The sequence below is a fragment of the Halomonas alimentaria genome (assembly GCF_009902005.1).
GTDB lineage: Bacteria > Pseudomonadota > Gammaproteobacteria > Pseudomonadales > Halomonadaceae > Halomonas > Halomonas alimentaria.
This window is the reverse complement of the sequence record NZ_WUTT01000001.1, coordinates 937,184-960,369: the sequence shown is the minus strand read 5'-3', so window position 1 is coordinate 960,369 and position 23,186 is coordinate 937,184. Positions and strand designations below refer to the sequence as shown.

Sequence of the window (23,186 nt, the reverse complement as noted above, 5' to 3'; positions counted from 1 at the left end):
ATCACAACCCGGAGGCCCCATGATCCCCGCTTCGCTCAGAACCCTGCTCGACGAGACCACCGGCCAGCGCCGCGCCGAATGGGCCGGCCGTGAGGTCTGGCTGGCCAACGAGGCCTGGGGTGAGCTCGCCCTTTCGCTGCAGGGAGGTCAACTCCTTCACTATCTTCCGTCGCCCGACGCCGCGACCGCTGAGGGCTCTCGCCCAGCAGGCGATGGCAGCAGCGGCTGGCTGTGGGTGACGCCCACGCCCCAGGCGCTGCCCGGCACGATCCGCGGCGGCATCCCGCTGTGCTGGCCGTGGTTTGCCGATGACCGCTATGCCGATGAGTCGGAGGACCACAGCGGCCCCTTCCACGGCACCGCGCGCCAGGCCCAGTGGCGCCTGGACGCCGTGGATGAGCACGAGGAAGGCGTGGAGCTGCATCTCTCCCCCGAGCAGCGCCTGCATCAACAGCTCGCCCCCCGTCTGGTGGTTCAGGCCAATGCCAACCGCCTGCACGTGGAGCTGATCACCGAACACACCGGCGAGACCCCGGTGAAGATGAGCGGTGCCCTGCACACCTACCTGGCGGTGGCCGATACCTTCGTCTGCCGCCTGGAAGGGCTCCCCGGCACCCGCTACTTGGACAAGCTGGCCGGTTTCGCCGAGGGCGAACAGCAGGGCGAGCTGGGGGTGCGCGGCGGCATCGACCGGATCTACCACAGCAATGCCGAGCTGGTGCTGGACGATGGTGAGCGCCGCCTGCGGATCGCGCGCCAGGGCAGCGACTCCGCGGTGGTCTGGCACCCCGGCGAGACCCTCCCCGCGGACACCCCCGGCGAGGTCGCCCGCCGCTTCCTCTGCGTGGAAGCCGCCAACACCCGTCTCGACCCGGTATGGCTGGTGCCCGGTGCCCAGCACCTGCTGGGCACCACACTCTCGCGGGGGTAAGGCGACTGTCCGGCCAACTATTGGGGGTCAGTTCACTTGCGGCTCGACACAGAGCCGATGGCTCGGGGCCCTCGGTGCCTCGCCCCTAGTGGTGGTAGCGCTGGGCCACCTCACGGGCCAGCTGGTGGATGCCATGCCAGTCCTCTGCCTCGACCAGCGATGCCGGGGTCAGCCAGGAGCCAGCCACGCACATCACATTCTTGATCGCCAGGTAGACCTCGGCGTTCTCCAGGGTGATGCCGCCGGTGGGACAGAAGCGCGCCTCGGACAGCGGGCCGGCGAAGGCCTTGAGGGCCTTGACGCCGCCGCTGGCCTCGGCGGGAAAGAACTTGAAGCGGCGGTAGCCGTACTGCCAACCGGCCATCAGCTCGGAGACGGTGGACACGCCGGGCAGCATCGGTACCGGGCTGCTTACGCCGTAGCGGTAGAGCGCCTCGGTGGTGCCGGGTGTCACCACGAAGTCGGCACCCACCTCCTCTGCCTGGCGATACTGGGCCGGGGTGAGCACCGTGCCCACGCCGATGCTGGCCTGGGGCAGCGCCTCCTTGATGCGCTGAATCGCCTCCAGGGCACAGTCGGTGCGCAGGGTGACCTCCAGCACGGTCAGGCCGCCCTCGACGAGGGCACGGGCCAGGGGCACGGCATCCTCGAGGCGCTGGATGGTCAGCACCGGAATCACCTCGGCCTTGAGGCAGATGCTGTCCAGTTCGGTGGTGCGGGTCGAGGGCAGCTGCTTGTCGATGGTCATTGATATCTCTCCGTGAGATCAGGGGGCCCAGTAGGTGGCCAGCGGACAGGCGAGGAAGGCGCGGATCGGCAACTCGCGAACGTCGTCGCCCGCCAGTGCCTGGGCCAGCACGGCGCGCTTGTCGCCGCCGGTGATATGCAGGAAGTGCCGCCGCGCCTGGTGCAGGCGGTCGGCGGAGAGGGTAATACGTGGTTGGGGCTGGCTCGGCGTGCGTACCGCCACCGCCGCGGCCTCGGTGGTCAGCGCCAGGGCGAGCTCGCGGCTGTCGGGGAACAGCGAGGCGGTGTGGCCGTCGCCGCCCATGCCGAGGATCACGGCGCTGGCCGGCCAGGCCAGGGGCTCGAGGCGCTCGGCCACGGCGGCCGCCCCCTGCTCGGGAGTGGGGTCGGCCGTGGTCAGCGGCACGAAGGTGGCGGCGGCAGCGGGGCCCTGGAGCAGATGCTCGCGCACCAGGCGGGCGTTGCTTTCGGCGGAATCCTCGGGCACCCAGCGCTCGTCGGCGAGGGTCACCTGGACGCGCTCCCAGGGCAGATCACGCTCCGCCAGGGCCTGGAAGAAGGGCACCGGCGTCGCGCCCCCGGATACCACCAGCAGTGCCCGCTCGTGGCTGGCCAGGTCGGCACGCAGCGCCGCGGCCACCGCCTCGGCCAGCTGGGTAGCCAGGCGCTTTCGACACAGCTCGCTCATATGGTTTACTCCCTGGAGACCTTCCAGAATCGCGCGACAAATCGCGCTCCTGCAGCTCCCGACGAAGCCAGCCCCTTGCCGTTTCCGGCCTCGTCGCGGCGCTCCTGACGCTCGCTAGTAATCCTCATACCAGCTTCGTCCGTCCTGGGTAATCATGGCGATGGAGGCGACCGGCCCCCAGGAGCCCGCGGGGTAGCGGCGCGGCGGCTCGTCATGCTCCTCCCAGGCGGCAATCAGGTTATCGCACCACTGCCAGGCGTGCTCCACCTCGTCGCGGCGCACGAAGAGGTACTGCTGCCCCTTCATCACCTCGAGCAGCAGGCGCTCGTAGGCGTCGGGAATGCGGGTCTTGGGGAAGGCGCTGTTGAAGTCCAGGTGCAGCGGGCCCCGGCGCAGGCGCATGCCCTTGTCCAGGCCGCTGTCCTTGGTCAGTACCTCCAGCGCGATGCCCTCCTCCGGCTGCAGGCGGATCACCAGCTTGTTGGCGGCCAGGTCGCGCTGGTCGGGGTCGAAGATGTAGTGAGGCTGCTGGCGAAAATGGATGACGATCTGCGAGAGCTTCTCCGGCATGCGCTTGCCGGTGCGCAGATAGAAGGGCACCCCGGCCCAGCGCCAGTTGGCCACGCCGGTCTTCATGGCCACGAAGGACTCGGTGTGACTCTTGGTGTTGGCGCCCTCCTCCTCCAGATAGCCCGGCACCGCCTTGCCATCGATGGAGCCGGCGGTGTACTGACCACGCACCACGTCGCGCCCCAGCATATCGTCGGTAAATGGCTTGAGCGCCTTGAGCACCTTGACCTTCTCATCGCGGATGGCGTCGGCGTCGAGGTTGGCGGGCGGGTCCATGGCGATCAGGCAGACCAGCTGCAGGAGGTGGTTCTGCACCATGTCGCGCAGCTGCCCGGCGTCATCGAAGTAGCCCCAGCGCCCCTCGATCCCCACCTCCTCGGCCACGGTGATCTCCACGTGGGAGATATGGTTCTGGTTCCACTGGGTACCGAACAGCGGGTTGGCGAAGCGCAGTGCGATCAGGTTCTGCACCGTCTCCTTGCCCAGGTAGTGGTCGATGCGATAGACGCGCGATTCGGGGAAGGCGGCGGCGATGGCGTCGTTGATCCCGGCCGAGGAGGCGAGGTCATAGCCGATCGGCTTCTCCACCACCACCCGCGATGTGTCGTCGAGGCAGCCAGAGGTGTCGAGATGGCGACAGATGTCGCCGTAGATCCTGGCCGCCACCGATAGATAGACCACCATGGGTCGACTGGCGTGTCGGCGCCATTCGCGGATGGCGCCATAGCCTTCGGGACAGGTGAAGTCGAGCGGGAGAAAGTCGAGGCGGGCCAGGAAGCGAGCCAGCGTCTCACGGTCGAGTTCCTGGGTCTTGACGCGGGCCTCGAGCGACTTCTCCACTCGGCAGCGAAAGCCGTCCAGGTCGTGCCCCTGGCGGGCCAGGCCGAGCAGGCGGGTGGCGGGATCCAGCAGCCCCTCGCGCTCCAGGTGATAGAGCGCCGGGAAAAGCTTGCGCTGGGCCAGGTCGCCGAGGGCGCCGAACAGCACCAGATCGACCTCCGTGCTGCCTGCCTGGCCACTTCGGTTACGTTGGCGCATCTCCGCCTCCCTTGCGTTAACTTACTAAAAAACTATCCATAGCCCAGAAGTCTTTTCAATCAATAACTGTAAACTTACATTATATTGAGATGCCGTGGCACACCCTGTGGCCGCTGCGCGCCGTCACAAGCTAGGATAGACGGCGTCATGTAGTTAAATCACCACATTACCGATCAAGGTACCACCTCGCGGCAACACGCCGCCCCAGCACGGAGAGCGCTCCCCCACATGGCCCGTCACGATCTGATCGACCGCATCCGTCAGCGCCTCGAGCAACTCAATCGCTCCGAACGCAAGGTCGCCGACGTGATCCTGGCCGACCCCGCCGCCGCTACCGGCATGAGCATCGCCACCCTGGCCCAAGCCTCGTCGGTCAGCGAGCCAACCGTCAACCGCTTCTGTCGCAGCTTCGACGCCAAGGGCTATCCGGATTTCAAGATCAAGCTGGCCCAGAGCCTGGCCAGGGGTACGCCCTATGTCAGCCAGGCGGTGGAGCCCGACGACACTGCCGCCGACTACACCCAGAAGATCTTCGGCGCCACCATTGCCGCCCTGGACACCGCGCGACGCCAGACCGACGCCGCGCGTATCGAGCGCGTGGTGGACTTCCTGATCCAGGCCAAGCAGATCCACTTCTTCGGGCTGGGCGCCTCGGGCGCCGTGGCCCAGGACGCCCAGCACAAGTTCTTCCGCTTCAACCTGCCGGTAACCGCCTACGTCGACGTGTTGATGCAGCGCATGGTGGCCTCCACCTGCCATACCGGCGACGTGGTGGTGGTGATCTCCTGGACCGGGCGCACTCGCGAGTTGGTGGATATCGCCAGGCTCGCCCGGGAGAGCGGTGCCGTGGTGCTGGGCATCACCGCGCCGGACTCCCCGCTGGCCAGGGAGTGCAGCGAGACCCTGGAGGTCGCTACCCCCGAGGACACCGACTACTACATGCCCATGACCTCGCGGATGATCCAGCTGGCACTGATCGACGTACTGGCCACCGGGGTGACGCTGCGTCGCGGAGAGGACTTCCTCGACCACCTCAAGAAGATCAAGGAGAGCCTCAGGGCAACACGCTACCCCGGCAACACTGGCTGACGCCGCGGTTCTCGTCCCTTCCGCCCCTCCTGCAAACCGCTGCCCCAGCACCACCCCGCCCCGCCGGAACCCGACGGGGCGGGGTTTAGATGGCGCCCGCAGAGGGCCGTGCCCGGCCCCCAGCGAAGCTAGAAGCTGTAGTCCTGGCCGCTGATGGCGGCGGTAACGGTCACCTCCACCTTCAGCTCGTCAGAGGGCATGGGGGCGCACACGCAGGTACGCGCCGGGGCGTGACCTGTGGGCACCCAATCGTCCCATACCGCATTCATGGCGGCGACGTCGTGGCCGTCCTTGAGGTAGATGGTGGCGGTGAGCAGGTTCTCGCGGTCGCTACCGACCTCCTTGAGCAGGGCATCCACGCGGGCCAACATGCTCTCGGTCTGGGCAGTGATGTCGCCGTGGCGTGCCTCGGGGCCGGCCACCTGGCCGCACAGGTAGGCGATACCGTTGTGGATCACGGCGCGGCTCATGCGCGCCTTGGTGTCGTGGCGATGGATGGTCATGGGCGTTCTCCTGATGAGGATGGAAGACGCCAGCGATTATCTCCGCTTCGCCGGGATGCGTCGATATACGACGCGCCGCCCCGGGAATGCGAGTAACGACGACGCCCCGGCCATGGCGGCAGCGGGGCGTCGTGGCGGAAGTGGCTGTACCTGAATCAGCGCAGCAGCAGCACCGGCCCCTTGGCCTTGCGCAGCATGGCGGTGGTGGTACTGCCCACCAGCAGGTGGCGAATGCGCGAGTGACCATAGGCCCCCATCACCAGCAGGTCGATCTGCTGCTCCTCCTGGTAGGCGCGCAGGGTGGCCTCGACCTCGCCGGCGCGGATGGCGCCCTCGGCCTCATGACCGGCGTCGCGCAGGGTCTTGAGTGCCCAGTCGAGCTGGGAGCGATTGTCGCCGGTCTCGGCACCAACGATCACCACATGCACCGGCACGCCCTCGAACAGCGGACTCTTCGCCAGCATCTCCACCCCCTTGCGGGTGGTCTTGCTACCGTCGAAGGCCAGCATCACCTTCTCGGGCGCCTTGAAGGCGTGGGGCACCATGAGGATCGGGCGGTGCAGGCTGCGCACCACCCGCTCCAGGTTGGAACCCAGGTGGCCACTGTCCTGGTGGGCGGTCTCACCGCGCTTGCCTACCACCAGCAGGCGGATCTCCTCCTGCAGCTCCTCGAGGGTCTCGACCAGGGTGCCGTTGCGCTGGCGGCCGGCGGCTTCGCTCGCCCCTTTCTCGACCGCGCGCTCTCGGGCCGCCTTGAGCATCAACCGGCCCTGCTCCTGGGCCACCTTGGCACGCCTCTCCTCCAGCTGGGAGAGTTCCTCGAGCAGGTGCTCCCGGGAGCCCAGGCCGATGTTGCCCGAGAGGTCGGTCTCGGCGGTCTGGGGGTGGTTGTCGTTCACGTGCAGGAAGGTCAGCGGGGCACCCAGTGCCAGGCTGGCCCAGGCGGCGTAGTCGCACACTCCTTCCGAGAACTTCGAGCCGTCGATGGCGGCCATTACCTGTTCGGTCATCGTCTTGTCCTGATACTGGCGTATTGGGTCATGGTGTCACGTTCCCCTTCATCGAGACGGGCGTCAATGCCCGCCCATCAGCTTCTCGACGACCTCGGGATCGTCATGCACCGCATAGCGGTCGACGATGGTGGCGCTCGCCTCGTTGAGACCGATCAGCTCCACCTCGGTGCCTTCGCGACGGAACTTGATCACGATGCGATCCAGCGCCTGGACGGCAGTGATGTCCCAGAAATGGGCGCGTGACAGGTCGATGGTGACCTTCTCCACCGTCTCCTTGAAATCGAAGGCGTTACCAAAGCGCTCTGAGGAGGCGAAGAACACCTGGCCCACCACCGTGTAGACCCGCGTGCTGCCCTCGTCGGTCTCATCGCTGCCGATGTAAAGGATATTGCCGACCTTGTTGGCGAAGTTCATGGCGGCGAGCAGCACGCCGACGAAGACGCCGATAGCCAGGTTGTGAGTGCCCACGGTCACGGCCACGGTGGCCAGCATGACGACGTTGGTGCTCATCGGGTGCTTCTTGAGGTCACGGATCGACTCCCAGCTGAAGGTGCCGATGGAGACCATGATCATCACCGCCACCAGGGCCGCCATGGGAATCTGCGAGACCCAGTCGGAGAGGAACACCACCATCAGCAGCAGCGCCACGCCGGCAACGAGGGTGGAAAACCGGGTCCGGCCTCCCGACTTGATGTTGATCACCGACTGACCAATCATCGCGCAGCCCGCCATGCCACCAAGCAACCCGGTACCCATGTTGGCCAGGCCCTGCCCCTTGCACTCGCGGTTCTTGTCGCTCTGGGTGTCAGTCAGGTCATCAACGATGGTTGCGGTCATCATCGACTCCAGCAGACCCACCACGGCCAGCATCACCGAGTAGGGCAGGATGATCATCAGCGTCTCGAGGTTGAGCGGCACCTCGGGCCACAGGAACACCGGCAGGCTGTCCGGCAGCTCGCCCATGTCGCCGACCGTGCGGATCTCCATGCCGGTCAGCAGGTAGACGGCAGTGAGTACCAGGATGCAGACCAGCGGCGAAGGCAGCGACTTGCCGACCACAGGGAGGTAGGGGAAGCCATAGATGATCGCCAGGCCGGCCAGGGTCATGGCGTAGACATGCCAGGTCACCCCGGTCAATTCCGGCAGCTGGGCCATGAAGATCAGGATCGCCAGGGCGTTGACGAAGCCGGTGACCACCGACCGCGACACGAAGCGCATCAGGTCGGCCAGCTTCAGGTACCCCGCAACAATCTGCAGCACCCCGGTAAGCAGGGTGGCCGCCAGCAGGTACTCTAGGCCGTGCTCCTTGACCAGGGTCACCATCAGCAGCGCCATGGCACCGGTGGCCGCCGAGATCATGCCCGGTCGACCACCGGCGAAGGCGATGATCACTGCCATGGAGAAGGAGGCGTAGAGACCCACCTTGGGATCGACACCGGCGATGATGGAGAAGGCGATGGCCTCGGGTATCAGCGCCAGGGCGACGACGATACCCGCCAGGGTGTCGCCCTTGAGGTTGGAGAACCAACTCAGTTTCATCTTTTCGTACATGCTGCGGTCCAGTCAGGGGAATGGATGGGCCGTGAGGCGTCGAAATCCTGTCGTCCACATGCCCTCTCCGGCACCTGTCAGGAGGGTGCTGTCTCCTCAGAAGGAGGGCGGCGAGGGCGTGAATCACGAAGAGTGAGGCGCACAGGGGCGCAAGTGACATCATGATGATGTCGAACGATGACGCACCGAAGACGGCGGCATCGCCGGGAGATAGGAGGGGGTGCGCTAGGGCGGAGTGGCCAGCCCTGCCAGGGGAGTCATCATGTGCTCGGGGTTCATCAGACGAAGATCCAGGGGTTGGCGCGACAGAAGCGCGGCATTCTAGCAGGGCTCGTGCTGCGCTGCATCCGGCGCCCGCCGACGCCGCTCGATCCGCCTGTCGACGAGCCCCTTGGCCAGCAGGCTGCCGAGCACCAGGGCACCGCCCAGGAATGCCGCGGGGGCTGGCCGCTCGCCGAGCAGCCACCACACCCAGAGGGTGCCCACCACGACCTCCAGCAGCATCAGCAGCCCCACCTCCGCGGCGGGCAGGTAGAGGGGGCCACGCTGGATCAGGGTGAACCCCAGCGGCAGCAGCACCAGGCAGAGCACCACCAGCCACAGCAGTGAAGGGCCGGAAGGCAACTCGACACCGGGACCCAGCAGGCCATAGAGCCCCGCGGCGACCGCCACGATCAGCCCGGCCAGGGTGAGCATGGGGCTCATGTCGACCCCCGGCCGGGTGCGCGCCAGGGTGAAGTTGGCGGCCAGGGCCGTGGCCGCCAGCAGGGCGAAGCCATTGCCGAGCCAGGAGCCCGATCCGGCATCATCCAGGGCGATCAGCGCGATACCCAGCAGACAGCCGAAGATGGCCAGCCAGGTGCGCCGCGGCAGTCTCTCGTGCAGGAAGACCCGGGAGAGGAGCGCGGCGATCAGCGGGGCACCTGCCAGGATCATCAGCACGTTGCCGCCGCGGGTGTACTGGTTGCCGAGCACGAAGCCGAAGGTGGAGAAACTGAAGAGCACGGCCACGCCGATGCCGGTCCAGCCGCAGCGCCGGTAGGCCAACGGCGCCGCTCGCCCATGGCGGGCAACCACGATGGCAATGAAACCGAGTGCGGTGAGCAGGCCGCGCCAGATCAGGATCTCGGCATCGGGCAGGCCGATCACCTTGATCAGCAGGGCGTCGGGGGAAATGATCAGGGCGCCGCCGCCGGTCATCAGCAGACCCTGCTGGCGGAGAGAAAGGGGAGCGGGGCTCAAGGCAACCTCGATTATCGCGATGGGCCCTCAGCATGCCACGGCCAGCCGGCCGTGGCATCAGCGGGTCAGGAAGCGCTGCCGTCCTCAGGCGCCTGGCCTCCCGTACGTGCCTGGGCGGCCGGAGAGGCCTTGAGGTGGCGGAAGGCCTCCATGATATCCATGGGCAGCGGGAAGACGATGGTGGAAGCGTTCTTGTTGCTCATGTCGCCCATGGTCTGCAGGTAGCGTAGCTGCAGCGCCGCCGAGTTCTCGGCCATGACGTTGGCGGCCTCGACCAGCTTGCGGGAGGCCTGCAGCTCGCCCTCGGCGTGGATCACCTTGGCACGCCGCTCACGCTCGGCCTCGGCCTGGCGGGCAATGGCGCGGATCATGCTCTCGTCGAGATCGACGTGCTTGATCTCGACATTGGCCACCTTGATGCCCCAGCTCTCGGCGGAGCTGTCGATGATCTCCTGGATATCGTCGTTGAGCTTGTCGCGCTCGGAGAGCATCTCGTCGAGGTCATGCTTGCCGAGCACCGATCGCAGCGTGGTCTGGGCCAGCTGGCTGGTCGCCTGGGTGAAGTTCTCGACCTGGATGATCGCCTTCTCGGGATCCACCACCCGGAAGTAGAGCACCGCGTTGACCTTCACGGTGACGTTGTCACGGGAGATCACGTCCTGCTCGGGCACGTCCATGGTGACCACCCGCAGGTCCACCACTTCCATCTTCTGTATGCCGGGTATGATGATGATCAGTCCCGGCCCCTTCACCGACTGGAAGCGCCCCAGGAAGAAGACCACGCCGCGCTTGTACTCCGGCAGGATACGGATCGACGCTGCCAGCAGCATCACCACCAGCACGACGGGAACGAGATAGGAAATCAGCATGGTTGCCACTCCTTGAACGATCGGGCGACGGCGGATGCCATCTCCCGGCTTGCTTTACCCGGATGACTCCAGCGGCGCCACCTCCAGGGTCAGGCCATCCACCGCGGTGACCCGCACCGTCTGGCCATACGCGATGGCCACCCGGCTGCGTGCATTCCAGCGCTCGCCCATCAGGCGCACATGACCGCTGTCGGTGAAGTCCTCCAGGGCCACGGCCTCATGGCCGATCAGTTCTTCCTGGCCGGTGAGCACGGGGCGGCGGCGCAGGCCCACGAAGCGCAGCATGATCCACAGCATCAGCGCCGAGGAGATAAGGGCCACGCCACCGATCAACGGCAGCGAGAGCCGCAGGTTTTCCGCATCCATCAGGATCACCGACCCAATCACGAAGGCGACTATGCCGCCGAATCCGAGGATGCCGAAGCTGGGCATCAGCGCCTCGCCCACGATCAGCGCCAACCCCACCAGGATCAGCGCCAGACCCGCATAGTTGACCGACAGCACCTGAAAGGCGAACAGCGCCAGCAGCAGGCAGATGATGCCGATGGTACCCGGTACCAGGCTGCCCGGGTTGGAGAGTTCGAAGATCAGCCCGTAGAAGCCGATGATCATCAGGAAGTAGGCGACGTTGGGGTCGGTGATCACCGAAAGCAGCTGAGTGCGCCAGTCCGGATCGAAACGCTCGATGGCCAGGTCCGCGCTGGCCAGGGTGCGCTCGCCGTCATCCATCACCACCGTGCGCCCGTCGCTCTGGGCCAGCAGGTCGTCGAGGTCCCGGGCCACCACGTCGATGACGTTTTCCGCGAGTGCCTCCTCGGCGGTAAGGTTGACAGCCTCACGCACCGCCGCCTCGGCCCAGTCGGCGTTGCGGCCATGGCGCTCGGCCAGGCTGCGGATATAGGCCACCGCGTCCTCGAGCACCTTGCGCTCCATGGCGGTCTCGCCGCGGCGGGGCTCATCGCTCGCCTCGCCTTCGGGGGCCTGCGACGGGTCCTCGGCCGCCTCCCCCTCCTCGCCTGTACCTTCCTCCTCGCCCTCGCCGCCGAGGCCCGGCAGGCCACCGCCGCCCAGTTGCACCGGCGTTGCCGAGCCCAGATGAGTGGCCGGGGCCATGGCGGCGACATGGCTGGCGTAGAGCAGGTAGGTGCCGGCGCTGGCCGCCCGGGCACCGGCCGGGGTGACATGGATCGCCACCGGCACCCGGGAGGCGAGCATGTCGCGGATCATGTCGCGCATGGCAGCGTCGAGACCGCCCGGGGTATCCATCTCCACCACCACCAGTTCCGCGTCCGCCTCGGCGGCACGGGCCAGGCCGCGGCGAAAGTAGTCGGCGGTAGCGGGACCGATGGCACCCTCGAGACGCATCACCAGTGCACTGCGTCCCTCGCCCTGCTGGGCCTGCACCGCGGCCTGGCCAACCAGCAGCAAGGCGCCCAACGCCAGGCAGGCGAGACTGAACAGCAACAGGCGGCGCCCGGTGAGGGCGCGATGGCGTGGCGTCATGGCGGTCATCCCTGCGACTCCCCTCGGCGAGTGGAGGTCTCCTGATGTGTGAGTCTCGGCGTGCCCGCCGGGTTCAGTGCGCGACACCCCGACGGATGTCTTCAGCGTAGGCGGCGAGCGAGCGGGCTGGCAAACCCGCACTGCCGGGCGCGACAGGCTGTCGCGCCCGGCGGTATACGGGGCCGCCAATACCGGCTTACAGGTCGTGGGACTCGCCGGCGAAGCGGCGCTGCGCCCTCGCCTGCTCTCCTTCGCCCGCATGCACCTCAGGGACAACGCCCTGGCCGAGGATGCGGTTCAGGAAGCCCTGATGGCGGCCATCGAGAAGGAGGCCAGCTTCGCCGGCCGCTCCGGCTACGAGACCTGGGTCTTAGGCATCGTGAACACTCCCACGCATCATGCGACGCATTGATGCGGGGCTTCAGGCTCTCGCCGCCAGAGTGTTGAGAGCGTGACCGGTGTTCTCGGTTTGCCAGGGGAGCTTCTGCCCGCTGACAACTGCCCGTCCTTGCGGCGGGTCAGCTTGTGTTTCCAAGCCCAATAGCGGGCACCGATGTTGTAGCTGGCGTTGAGGTCGGCGTTGTACTGCTTGCCGTTCGGAAAGGTAGCCAGTTCGTGCTGTGCCTTGTCCCGCTTGACGCGACCCGAGCCATCGAAAGCCCAGGAAGACGTGCCCCGGGAATAGACGTAGACAACCCGACCACCCGCCTCGGCCATTTTCTGCTCGATCAGCGTGGCCAGCCAGCGATGCAGCCACTGATGGAAGCGCTGGCGAAGTCCCGACCGCTTCTTGCCAGCTTTGGGGCGCCAGCCCTTCAGGTCTTCCAGCACGATCACATCGGCTCCCTGTGCCAGTGCGAAGTCGACCAGTCGACGGGAGGTCTGCTGGGCGATGTCCTCGTTGATGTGCTGGGCCTTGCGATACCACGTCCGCCCGAACCCTTTCGAGAGCCTGGCGGTCTTGCGCGCCTTGCGGCGAATCAGCGTGGCGCGCTTGTCGCGACGGTCTATGTCCGCAGCGGGGTGGAAGAATCCACGCGCTGCGACAGTGCCGTCCGGTGTCACGATGCTGGCCGTGGCCAGCGTATTGATCCCCACGTCCACGGCGCATACGCGCTGCTGGTCAGGGAGGGATTGAGGTGCCAACGCCACCGGCACTGCCAGGTGGCAGCGTCGATTGAGCACCAGGGTGGGCGACTTCACCGTGCCGAGAAGATGGCGCTGACGTACCGCCTTGATCGCCACGTTATGCCACAGCCACTCCTTGCCATCCCACAGTTTCAGGCTGGCGGTAGTGAAGTCGGCGTTGAACTTGACCAGCTGCCCGCGATACATCGCCGGATAGCAGCCGGCCACGGGGTTGAAGCGCGGTGGCTGGGCATGTTTCCGCTGGCGATCTCCCGACTGCCAGGCCCAATAGCGGGTCAGGTAGCTCGATACCTGGCCCTTGACGAACTCGATGGCGGCTCGGCGCAGGTAGGACGGGAACTTGTAGAAACGCTTCACGAAGTAGTGGTGGCGAGGCGAGGGGTTCTTCTTGGTCGGGTGCATCAGCCGCTCCACGGCAGCGGCAAAGCTGGGGGCCTGCTGCAGCGACGGCCAGTTGGCCAGGACCACCACTGACAACGCACGGCAGAACTGGCGATACTCCGCCAGCGTCAAACGCATCAGGTGTCGCTGCTGCGTCGTGGCTTGTAGTGGCCACTTGTCCGTGCGAATCATGGTTCGAGTCATGGAAAAAGCCTAAGCCATTACCTGATATTTATCCAGCATTTGCCTTGACGTTCGCCAAGGCTCGCCGCTTAACTAGCGCATCACGCTTCGCGTCGATACGTAGGATGCGCGGCTGACTGGCTCAACGGCGGTGTCGCCGGCTGGGAGGCACAGGGCTTCGAGGTCGCCTCAGGCGCCCCGGAGGCCATCGCGGCCACCGACTTCGAGGGCCGCCTACAGGACGACCTGCTGGCCACCACCGCCGAGGTCGAGGCCGCAAGGGAGAGTGACGCGGCGCTGGTGGATGCCCGTCCGGTGGACTTCTATCGCGACGAGACCCAGTCGCCCGCCGCACGTGCTCCCGGCACGATTCCCGGCGCCGTGAATCTGCCTCACCACGCCGCCCTGGTCGAGCGTGATGGCGCCTATTACCTCGACCCCGAGCGTCTCAAGGCCAACATCGAGGCTCTCGGCCTGGACCCGGAGGCCCCCACCGTGGCCTTCTGCAACACCGGCCACTGGGCCGCCAGCGGCTGGTTCCAGCTCAGCGAGGTGGGCGGCCTGGAGAGCGTCAGCATGTACGACGGCTCCATGGCCGAATGGGCCCGGGAAGACGACCGTCCACTACAGCTGGCCGAGCGCGGCACCGTCACCGTCGGTGATTTGGTCGACTGACCGCCTGCTGGTCTCACTGGCACTACCAACGAGGCCCCGCGAGCCTGAGCTCGCGGGGCCTCGTCGTTCCTGCCTATCGCGTCAGCCGAGCCGCGAGGCCAGGGCGTCGAGGTCGGAGACCACCCCGTGGGTATCGATCAGCGTGCCGTAGACATCGAAGGCCAGGACCTTTGCCATGGGAAGCGCTCCTTCACTGTGGGTCGATGTCTCGAGGGTGTGCCAGCCCGGCCGGCGAGGCAAGAGTCCCCTTCAACGGCATCGCCGCGGGACAGGCCCGCGGCGATGAAGCGGCCCGAGGGCCGGCAGGGGTGAACTCCGGATCAGGCGACCGGAGCAGTCACCGCCTTGAGGGCACCTTCCCGCACCAGGGCGTCGGTGACCTTGTCCACGGCACGACGGGCGCGGGCGACGATCTCGTCGACCTGGGCCGGCGTCGCGATCAGCGGCGGCGCGAAGCCGAGGATGTCACCCTGGGGCATGGCGCGGGCGATCAGGTTCTCGTCGAGTGCCGCGGCCGCGATGCGCGGACCCACCTTGAGTGCCGGGTCGAAGTGCTCACGCTTCCCGGGGTTGGCAGAGAACTCCAGCGCTGCAAGCATGCCAACACCGCGCACGTCGCCGACGATGGGATGGTCGCCGAAGGCATCGGCCATGGCCTGCTGCAGGTAGGCGCCGGTCTCGGCGGCGTTCTCGGTCAGCTTCTCGCGCTCGATGATCGCCAGGTTGGCCAGCGCCGCGGCACAACCCAGGGCGTGGCCGGAGTAGGTCCAGCCGTGGCCGATGGGGCCGTACTCGCTGGTGCCCTGCTCGAGCACCTTCCAGACGCGGTCACCGACGATGACGCCGGAAAGCGGCTGGTAGGCGCTGGTCAGCCCCTTGGCCACGGTGATCAGGTCGGGCTTGATGCCGTAGTGGTGGCTGCCGAAGTCGGCACCGATGCGCCCGAAGCCGCACACCACCTCGTCGGCGATCAGCAGCACGTCGTACTTGGCGAGCACCGCCTGGATCGCCTCCCAGTAGCCCTCCGGCGGCGGCACGATGCCCCCGGTACCGAGCACCGGCTCGCCGATGAAGGCGGCCACGGTCTCCGGGCCCTCGGCCAGGATCATCTCCTCGAGCTTCGCCGCGCAATGCTTCGAGAACTCGCGCTCGCTCATGCCCTGCTGCTCGGCGGCGCGGTGATAGTAGAACGGCGCCTCGGTGTGCAGGATGCCCTCGAAGGGCAGGTCGAACTGGTCGTGGAACGCCTTGAGGCCGGTCAGCGAGCCGGTGGCCAGGCCCGAGCCGTGGTAGCCACGCATGCGCGAGATCACCTTCTTCTTCTGCGGGCGACCGAGCACGTTGTTGTAGTAGCGCACGAGCTTGAGCTGGGTCTCGTTGGCGTCACTGCCGCCGAGGCCATAGTAGACCTTGGACATGCCGGGGCCGGCGAGCTCGATGATCTTCTCGGAGAGGGCGATCTGCGGCTCGTTGGAGTGCCCCACATAGGTGTGGTAGTAGGAGAGCTCCAGGGCCTGCTGATAGATCGCCTCGGCCACCTCGGTACGGCCGTAGCCGATATTGACGCAATAGAGCCCGGCGAAGCCGTCGATGAACTCGCGGCCATCCTTGTCGCGGATGGTGATGCCCTGACCACCGGTGATCACGCGGCCCGGGGCGTCGCCGTGGGCGAAATCGCGCAGGTGGCTGGAGGCGTGGAAGGTGACCTTGCGGTCGCGGTCGATCAGGTCCTGGTGCTGCTGGCTCATGTCGTTCTCTCTGTAATCAAGGCTCCCCGGCGTCCTGCCGGGGAGGATTTTCATCGTCGTCATGCAGGGGTTGAAATCAGCTGCCGGAGACCGACCCAAGCGCCCCCAGGCAGTAGTACTTGGTCTCCAGGTACTCGTCGATGCCGGTGATGCCACCCTCGCGACCGAGGCCGGAGTGCTTGACGCCGCCGAAGGGCACGGGCGGGCCGGTCATCTTCACCGAGTTCACCGAGACCATGCCGAACTCCAGCGCGCGCATGATCTTCCAGATGCGACGGATATCGTGGGTATAGATGTAAGCCGCCAGGCCATACTCGGTGTCGTTGGCCATCTCGATGACCTGGTCGTCATTCGCGTAGGCAGTGATCCCGGCCACCGGCGCGAAGCTCTCCTCGTGCCAGATCTTCATGTCATGGGTCACCCCGGTGAGCAGGGTGGGCATGAAGAAGTTCTCGCCCGGCGCCAGGCTCTGGTCGCCGGCCACCAGGGTGGCGCCCTTGGCCAGGGCGTCATCGACGATGGCCGCGGCCTTCTCCACCGCCTGGCGGTGGATCAGCGGACCCAGGTCGATCTCGCTCTCCAGGCCATTGCCAACGGTCAGCGCCGCCATGCGCTCGGCGAAGTGCTCGACGAACTCGTCATGGATCGACTCGTGGACCAGGATGCGGTCCGCGGCGAGGCAGTCCTGGCCGGCGGTCTGGAACTTGGCCGCCACCGCGGCGAAGGCCGCCTCCTTGGGGTCCATGTCCGGCCCGACGATGAAGGGCGCATTGCCCCCCAACTCCAGCGACACGCGCTTGACGGTGTTGGCGCTCTGCTCGAGCAGCAGGCGGCCGACCCGGGTGGAGCCGGTGAAGGAGAGCGCCTTGACGCGGTCATCAAAGCAGAGGATCTTCGAGACCTCGGCGGGCTCACCCAGCACCACATTGAAGATGCCAGCCGGGATGCCGGCACGCTCAGCCAGCTCGGCCAGTGCCAGCGCCGAGAACGGGGTCTCGCCGGCGGGCTTGACGATCACCGGGCAGCCGGCGGCCATGGCGGCGGCGGCCTTGCGGGTGATCATCGCCAGCGGGAAGTTCCACGGGGTGATCAGCGCGGCGATACCCACCGGCTCCTTGATGGTGCCCAGGGCGGCGTTGGGGATATGGCTGGGGATGGTCTCGCCGAAGGTACGCTTGCCCTCCTCGGCAAACCAGCGCACGAAGCTGGCCCCGTACTCCACCTCGCCGCGGGCGTCGGGCAGCGGCTTGCCCTGCTCCAGCGTCATGATGGTGGCCAGGTCCTCGCGGTTGGCCTGCAGCAGGTCGTACCAGGCCAGCAGGCGCTCGCAGCGCTCGTCGGCGCGCAGTGCGCGCCAGTGCACGAAGGCGCCCTCGGCGGCATCCACGGCGGCGCGGATCTGGTCGGCCTCGAGCCACGGAATATGCCCGATCACCTCGCCGGTGGCGGGATCGATCACGGCCTCCTCGCGGCCGCCGTCGCCGTGGGTCCACTTGCCATCGACATAGGCGTACTGACGGAACAGACGCGGATCGTCGAGCATGGTGGACAGCGTCCTGGACAGCTTCATGTTCATGCGGCACCTCCCCTTGCGCACTGGCCGGATTGACGTGGTGTGGCCAGTGGTGTTCCGGCGCGGCTTCGGGCGCCGAGAAAACGATAAAAAACTGGCGAGCCGCCCGGTTGCGTCCGGTGCGGCTCGATGGGGACATGATAGGGGAGAAGCTGCGGCGGGAGTTTTCGTTAGCCGACGAGGCGAATGGGCTTTTTTTCGTCCTCGCCGGCGTGACACGAAGTTTTTCTGTGGTGGTCGGATGCAAGCGAGGCGCTCAGCCCGCCGCGGGGTCGACCAGCGCTTCCTCGGTGAACACCAGCAGCCCCAGCTCCGGGCGATAGCCGTGGATCTCGGTGACATCCAGCGCCTGCAGGAAGGCAAGGATCTCCTCGCTGACCACCTGCCCCGGCACCAGTACCGGGAAGCCCGGCGGATAGGGGATCACGAAGCTCGCCGAGACCACGTCACGGCCCTCTCGCATCGCGGCCTGCAGCGCGCCATTGTCGAAGCGCAGGTACTCGGTGTTCTCCTCGTCGTAACTCAGGAAGTAGGCGCGGCGGATATCCCCCTGGGGGGTGTCGGGGCACTGGCGGAAGGCGTCGTGGAAGCGACTGAAGTCGGGCAGTGGCGGCAGTTCCTGGGTCAGGGAGTGCACGCGGTGCTCGATGATCTTGCGCTCGGGCCGACTGCTCTCCTCCCAGCGCGCCTCGAACTCCTTGGCCAGCTTGATCAGCACATCGAGCAGGTAGGCAATGGAGCCGCGGGTGGTGCCGATGTTGGTCATGAACAGCACGGTATTGCGCGAGGTCTTGTTGATCTGGATGCCGTACTTGTTCATCAGGTATTCGTTCTTGAAGGTATCGCCGTCGATGCCCGTGGCGCCGATGGCGATGGTGATTCGGCTGGGGTCGACGACGAACTCGTCGTTGGCCCAGGCCTCCTCCATCTTGTTCCAGCCGGTCACCGGGTCGAAGAAGGTATCGACTCCCGACTGGCGGTACTCCAGCGGCACCATATCCTTGTTGATCAGCACCCGGAAGTACTTCTGCAGCAGCGGGTGGGTGTAGAGCTGCTCGCGCAGCGAGAGCGCCGCCTCCACCTGGGCGTGAACCAGTTCGAAGCCCTCCATCTCCGCCTGCATCCGCCCCACGTCCAGCGAGGCGATGATCTGGTAGTTGGGCGAGGTGGAGGTATGGGTCATGTAGGCCTCGTGGAACGGCGCCTCGACCTTCTGGCGGAAGTCCTGGTCCCAGACATGGATCATCGAGCCCTGGCGCAGCGAGGTCAGGGTCTTGTGGGTGGAGTGGGTAGCGTAGGTGCGGATGCGCACCACGTCGGGATCAGGAAGCAACCGCCGCTCGAGCCAGGTGGCGTCATCGTCGGGGTCGAGCTGGTCGAACTCCGCCTTCCAGGCGGCGTACTCCTCGCGGTAGGCCTCGCTGCGGTAACGCTCGCGCAGGGTACGCGCGGAATGCATGGCAGTGCGCGGCCGGTAGGTGGGGTTGAAGCCCGCGAAGGCGAACCAGGCCTCGTCCCACAGGAACACCAAGTCGGGCTTGATCGCCAGGCACTCCTCCATCACCCGGCGTACGTTGTAGACCACGCCATCGAAGGTGCAGTTGGTGAGCAGCAGCATCTTGACCTTGTCGAGCTCGCCGGCGCGCTTGTAGGCGAGCAGGGTCTTCTTGATCTCGTGGAGTGGCACCGCGCCGTACATGGAGTAGTCATGCAGCGGGTAGGAGTCCAGGTAGCTGACGTGGGCGCCGGCCAGCACCATGCCGTAGTGGTGGGACTTGTGGCAGTCGCGGTCGATCAGCACGATGTCCCGTGGCTTGACCAGCGCCTGCACCACGACCTTGTTGGCGGTGGAGGTGCCGTTGGTGACGAAGAAGCTCTGGCGCGCCCCGAAGGCTCGGGCGGCATACTCCTGGGCCTTCTTGATCGGGCCATAGGGCTGCAGCAGGGAGTCGAGGCCGCCGGAAGTGGCCGAGGTCTCGGCGAGGAAGATATTGATGCCGTAGAAGTCGATCATGTGGCCCGCCCAGTGGGAACGGGTCACCGACTTGCCCCGCGAGATGGGCATGGCGTGGAAGACCCCGGTGGGCTTCTTGCTGTACTCGCGCAGGGCATCGAAGAAGGGGGTGCGATAGCGGTTGTCGATGGCGCGCAGGATGGTGTGGTGCTGCTCGATGTAGTCCGTCTCGCGATAGAAGATCCGGTTGAAGTGGCGGATATCGCGGCTGGCCGTGGCTTCCACATCGCCGCTGGTGACCAGGAACTGGTCGATCTCCGGGCGCAGCTCGTGGATCATGGAGCTGAGCAGGATGCTGCGCTCGGCCTCGGACTGGTTCTCCAGCTCCTGCTCGGAGAGCCCCTCCAGATAGTTGCGCAACGCGCTGAGGTTGTACTTCGACTTGTAGGGAAACTCGTAGCGGATCAGGCAGGCCTGGATGTTGGGGTTGACCAGCACTGCGATCAGGGCGTCCTCGAAGCTGCGCACCGTGACCACGTCGTAGACGAAGCGGTCTTCCGGGCGACGCATGTTGTGGAAGGCCTCGCGCACCACCTCCTCCTCCTGGGCGGAGAGGTTGTCGACGATCAGCAGCTCGAAGTACGGCTGGGCCGAGCTGTTGGAGGCCGGGTGACCACGGCGCAGCTGGTTGAGGGCGTCGAGGGTCTCAAGGTCCTCCGCATCACCGTCGGTCTCGCTGAGGTCGACGTGACGCCTCCGATAGGACTCGCTGATCAGCGCCCGCACCAGGCGCTTGACCACCTTCTCCAGCAGCGAATACTCCTCGCGGTCGAACAGCGACCAGAGATGCCGGAAGTCCTCCTTGGAAGGAAAGGCATGGTAGTCCTCGATGATCTCCAGGCGGGTGAGCTTGACGTCGATCGCCTTGACCAGGGTCCGCGCCCGGGCAGTGTCGGCGGGCTGCCTGATCAGTTGGCCCAGGTCACGCTTCAGAGCGTTCCAGGTATCGGCACGCAGCTGGGAGATCTTGTGATAGAAGCCCAGGGCGGTGTAGGGCGTCTCGGTAGGACTCGTCTCGTGCATGGCAATACCCTTGCATGATGGTTGTCGTTGTCATTACCGGGTCATCACTGGCGGTCACCCGCCGAGCCGTTCGCGTACGCCGTAGCGCACGGTGACCCACTCCTCGGGGAAGTGGTCGAAGCCGAGGTCCAGGTCGAGGCCCGGCCAGTGGTAACGCACACGCCCCTCGGCGGGACGGTAGAACGCGGTATAGACGGTCCCCAGGCCCCGCCGATAGTCGTGGCGAAACAGCGGCGGTGCCTTGAAGGCCGCCTCCAGCCGCGCCGCATCGGTGGCCTCGTCGTCCACCAGTATGGAGAGCTGTCGCTCGCGGATCAGGGTCTCCGAAGCCAGGGCGTGTGCATACCACTCGATCCTCTTCTGATGGTTGGTGGCCACCGGTACCCGGCGGATGCTGGCACGCCGGTCCGGGGCGATCATCGCCGTGACGTAGCGTCCCGCGGCATCGGCCACGGTGATGTTGTAGGCCATGTGGGTGGGCACCCGGGCCAGCACCTCGGCGGCCTCGGGCACCGTATCGCAGAACTCCAGCAGGTAACGCAGGATGATCGGCGCACCGAAGCCGTCGCCCACCGCCTTGCGCCCGCCGAAGGCCAGCGACACGGCTAGCCCGCGATCATTCATGCCGTCGAGCACGCCCCACAGGCAGTCGGTCATGGCGATCACCCGGCGCTCGTTCCATCGCGTATAGAGGATGGTGCCCTCGCACAGCTCCGGCGGATAGTCGTAGTTGCGCGCCAGCAGGGTGGCGCCGGGACGCGCCAGCACCGCCTGGGAGCAGCCGGTGATATAGGGGGGTGGCTGGTAGAGGCTGAGGAAGCGTGACGCCAGGTCCCCCCCGCCGGCCAGCGAGCACAGCGCCTGATAGGTCGGCAGCAGCTCGGGCATGTGCCGGCGCAGGGCGTTGAGGCAGGCCAGGTACCCAGGCCGCTCGCGCTCGCCCTCGGCCAGATACCACGCCTCATAGGCATGCCAGTGGGTGTCGAACAGCGAGCGCCACTTGGGCCCTGCCTCGAGCTCGATCAGGCTGCGAAAACGCAGCGTCTTGTCATCCATCGCATCGGGCATGCTCACAAGATCTTGAAGTTACCGCCGCCCACGGCATGGCTGACGGCGACCTGCTCCACCACCGGGTCCTGCAGCGACTGTCCGGCGTACTGGCCGCGGATACCGTCGATCCATGCCTTGGCCCGCTCGTTGAGCTGGAAGTCATCGTCCATCAGCCGCCCTCGGGTGATCAGGATGCCGAGGTCCGCCCCCTCGTAGCGGAAGTCACCTGCACCGCTGATGCGCAGGAAGAAGCCCTCCTGTTCACTCTCGGCGGCGTGGGGGTGGTAGCTGTAGTGGTCATAGGCGATGCTGCCGTCCGCCCCCATCTTCCACACCCCGGTGCGCGGCGCGGCGGTGAGCAGGTCGACGCTCTCGTCGGTATGCTTGATCACCAGCTGGCTCCAGCTGTCGACACTCTCCGGGTGCGCCCAGCGCTCGTTGATCTCGTTGATGTCGAGGTCGAAGTCGACATCGGAGAACTCCAGCAGGTGGAACAGGAACAGCGGGATGTCGGAGTGGGCGAAGGCGGCCACGTTGGTCAGCGAACTGGCCCCGGTGACCCGCGGATTGAGCTCGCCCAGATAGACCTCGCCGTTGTCCATGTCGATCAGGAAATCGAGCTCGAAATAGCCACGGTAGCCCTCCTCGCGCAGCGCCTCGCCGAACTTGAAGGTGTACTCCCGCGCCTTGTCGCGGATCTCCTGGGTGAAGGCGCCGGCGAACATCTCGTTGCCGCACCAGCCGCCCTTGTAGGGAGTCAGCGTCTTGAAGCCGACCAGCTCGGTCATCAGCGGCCCCACCACGGTACCGCAGCGGGTGGCGCAGGCCTCGATGGCCGAGCCGCGGCAGTTGATGCGCTTCATGATCTTGACCTCGGACTCGGCCTCGATCTCCTCGGCGTGCTTGTAGTAGTCATCCTCGCCGGCGATGAAGAAGGTGGTATGGCCGGAGTCACCGAAGGCGGTCTGCACCACCAGGTCATTGCCCAGGTCCTTGCTCACCTCGCAGAGTTCCTGGTAGCTGCCGACCCGGGCCAGCACGTTGGGCACGCTGGGCACCCCGGCCTTGTTGCCGATACGCACCGTCTCGATCTTGTTGTCCATGCGTTGGCGCAGTACCGCCGGCGGGAAGGCGATGCGCAGGCCAAGCTGCTCGCACACCTCCTCGGTGTGCTCGTCGAACATCAGGAAGGCCGCGGTACCGGCCTTCTCACCGTCGGCCCGGGACTGAATGAAGTCGATCACCTCCTTGTGTTCGAGGAGGTAGTTGTTGATGTCCTCGATACTCTCGAAGTCACGGGGGAACTTCTCCTTGGGCACGAAGACATTGCGCTGCTGGCCCTCGAAGCAGTCGATGTAGTTGATATGCCGGAAGTTGCCCACCCAATCGCCGATGCCGAGCAGATTGAAGTTGGTCGCCGAGATGAAATAGACCGGCTCCTTGTTGTTGAGGAAATGGCGGCGGACGTCGGCGATGCTGGTGATCTTGTTCATTGTGGTCGCTCCAACGGTGTCGGATGAGGGGGCATCGGCCGCTCCCGCGGCGGATCGAGGCGCGTGTCGCGAAACGGAGCCCCTGCGGCCGAGCAGCCGACACAGGGTGCGCTTCAGGGACTCCAGCATGGTATGGCCCTCCGGGTGGGCGTG

General features: G+C 66.3%; 19 protein-coding genes. 4 read left to right on the top strand and 15 right to left on the bottom strand.

The window, feature by feature from the left end; all coding sequences use genetic code 11:
- The first annotated feature begins 19 nt into the window (after positions 1-19).
- Positions 20-931, top strand: a complete 912-nt coding sequence (locus GRB96_RS04605; protein WP_161430929.1) for a D-hexose-6-phosphate mutarotase — start codon at positions 20-22, stop codon at positions 929-931.
- A gap of 85 nt (positions 932-1,016) precedes the next feature.
- Here the strand turns inward: GRB96_RS04605 and GRB96_RS04600 are convergent, their stop codons facing one another.
- The 3 genes from GRB96_RS04600 to zwf form a co-directional block, all read right to left on the bottom strand.
- Entirely contained in the window at positions 1,017-1,679 is a 663-nt protein-coding gene (locus GRB96_RS04600; protein WP_161430927.1) for a bifunctional 4-hydroxy-2-oxoglutarate aldolase/2-dehydro-3-deoxy-phosphogluconate aldolase, read from the bottom strand.
- A gap of 18 nt (positions 1,680-1,697) precedes the next feature.
- Positions 1,698-2,366: a 6-phosphogluconolactonase gene (gene pgl / locus GRB96_RS04595; RefSeq protein ID WP_161430925.1), complete on the bottom strand. Its 669-nt coding sequence runs from the start codon at positions 2,364-2,366 to the stop codon at positions 1,698-1,700.
- A 114-nt stretch (positions 2,367-2,480) separates the two neighbouring features.
- On the bottom strand, positions 2,481-3,974 hold the full coding sequence (gene zwf, locus GRB96_RS04590; protein ID WP_161430923.1) for a glucose-6-phosphate dehydrogenase: 1,494 nt from the start codon (positions 3,972-3,974) through the stop codon (positions 2,481-2,483).
- 228 nt (positions 3,975-4,202) lie between these two features.
- Between zwf and GRB96_RS04585 the strand changes: the two genes are divergently transcribed.
- Positions 4,203-5,063, top strand: coding sequence for a MurR/RpiR family transcriptional regulator (locus GRB96_RS04585; protein ID WP_161430922.1), 861 nt, complete (start codon positions 4,203-4,205; stop codon positions 5,061-5,063).
- A gap of 128 nt (positions 5,064-5,191) precedes the next feature.
- Here the strand turns inward: GRB96_RS04585 and GRB96_RS04580 are convergent, their stop codons facing one another.
- From GRB96_RS04580 to GRB96_RS04555, 6 genes are all read right to left on the bottom strand, one after another.
- Positions 5,192-5,566 (bottom strand): RidA family protein, encoded by a 375-nt coding sequence (locus tag GRB96_RS04580; RefSeq protein WP_161430920.1) that lies wholly within the window; start codon positions 5,564-5,566, stop codon positions 5,192-5,194.
- A 155-nt stretch (positions 5,567-5,721) separates the two neighbouring features.
- A complete protein-coding gene (locus tag GRB96_RS04575; protein WP_161430918.1) occupies positions 5,722-6,576 on the bottom strand; it encodes a universal stress protein in 855 nt (284 codons plus the stop codon).
- Positions 6,577-6,639: 63 nt separating this feature from the next.
- Positions 6,640-8,130, bottom strand: coding sequence for a SulP family inorganic anion transporter (locus GRB96_RS04570; RefSeq protein WP_161430916.1), 1,491 nt, complete (start codon positions 8,128-8,130; stop codon positions 6,640-6,642).
- A gap of 321 nt (positions 8,131-8,451) precedes the next feature.
- Positions 8,452-9,330, bottom strand: a complete 879-nt coding sequence (locus tag GRB96_RS04565; protein ID WP_161433002.1) for a DMT family transporter — start codon at positions 9,328-9,330, stop codon at positions 8,452-8,454.
- 107 nt (positions 9,331-9,437) lie between these two features.
- Positions 9,438-10,241 (bottom strand): slipin family protein, encoded by an 804-nt coding sequence (locus GRB96_RS04560; RefSeq protein WP_161430914.1) that lies wholly within the window; start codon positions 10,239-10,241, stop codon positions 9,438-9,440.
- Positions 10,242-10,295: 54 nt separating this feature from the next.
- On the bottom strand, positions 10,296-11,744 hold the full coding sequence (locus GRB96_RS04555; RefSeq protein WP_161433001.1) for an NfeD family protein: 1,449 nt from the start codon (positions 11,742-11,744) through the stop codon (positions 10,296-10,298).
- 205 nt (positions 11,745-11,949) lie between these two features.
- Here GRB96_RS04555 and GRB96_RS04550 point away from each other — a divergent pair, with 205 nt between their 5' ends.
- On the top strand, positions 11,950-12,156 hold the full coding sequence (locus GRB96_RS04550) for a sigma factor (protein WP_338074008.1): 207 nt from the start codon (positions 11,950-11,952) through the stop codon (positions 12,154-12,156).
- On the opposite strand, the gene GRB96_RS04545 is transcribed toward GRB96_RS04550, so the two are convergent.
- On the bottom strand, positions 12,141-13,466 hold the full coding sequence (locus tag GRB96_RS04545) for an IS200/IS605 family accessory protein TnpB-related protein (protein WP_161430913.1): 1,326 nt from the start codon (positions 13,464-13,466) through the stop codon (positions 12,141-12,143). The two genes, GRB96_RS04550 and GRB96_RS04545, sit on opposite strands and share 16 nt — an antisense overlap.
- A gap of 198 nt (positions 13,467-13,664) precedes the next feature.
- On the opposite strand from GRB96_RS04545, the gene GRB96_RS04540 reads away from it, so the two are divergent.
- The gene (locus GRB96_RS04540) at positions 13,665-14,132 is read left to right on the top strand and encodes a rhodanese-like domain-containing protein (RefSeq protein WP_161432999.1); all 468 of its coding nucleotides are present in this window, start codon (positions 13,665-13,667) and stop codon (positions 14,130-14,132) included.
- Positions 14,133-14,452: 320 nt separating this feature from the next.
- Here the strand turns inward: GRB96_RS04540 and GRB96_RS04530 are convergent, their stop codons facing one another.
- The 5 genes from GRB96_RS04530 to GRB96_RS04510 form a co-directional block, all read right to left on the bottom strand.
- A complete protein-coding gene (locus tag GRB96_RS04530) occupies positions 14,453-15,880 on the bottom strand; it encodes an aminotransferase (protein WP_161430911.1) in 1,428 nt (475 codons plus the stop codon).
- Positions 15,881-15,956: 76 nt separating this feature from the next.
- A complete protein-coding gene (locus GRB96_RS04525; protein ID WP_205743488.1) occupies positions 15,957-17,456 on the bottom strand; it encodes an NAD-dependent succinate-semialdehyde dehydrogenase in 1,500 nt (499 codons plus the stop codon).
- 253 nt (positions 17,457-17,709) lie between these two features.
- The gene (locus GRB96_RS04520; protein ID WP_161430908.1) at positions 17,710-20,490 is read right to left on the bottom strand and encodes an aminotransferase class I/II-fold pyridoxal phosphate-dependent enzyme; all 2,781 of its coding nucleotides are present in this window, start codon (positions 20,488-20,490) and stop codon (positions 17,710-17,712) included.
- Between the two features lie 54 nt (positions 20,491-20,544).
- Positions 20,545-21,558: a C45 family autoproteolytic acyltransferase/hydrolase gene (locus tag GRB96_RS04515; protein ID WP_161430906.1), complete on the bottom strand. Its 1,014-nt coding sequence runs from the start codon at positions 21,556-21,558 to the stop codon at positions 20,545-20,547.
- Between the two features lie 2 nt (positions 21,559-21,560).
- Positions 21,561-23,033 (bottom strand): biotin carboxylase, encoded by a 1,473-nt coding sequence (locus tag GRB96_RS04510; RefSeq protein WP_161430904.1) that lies wholly within the window; start codon positions 23,031-23,033, stop codon positions 21,561-21,563.
- Positions 23,034-23,186: the final 153 nt, after the last annotated feature.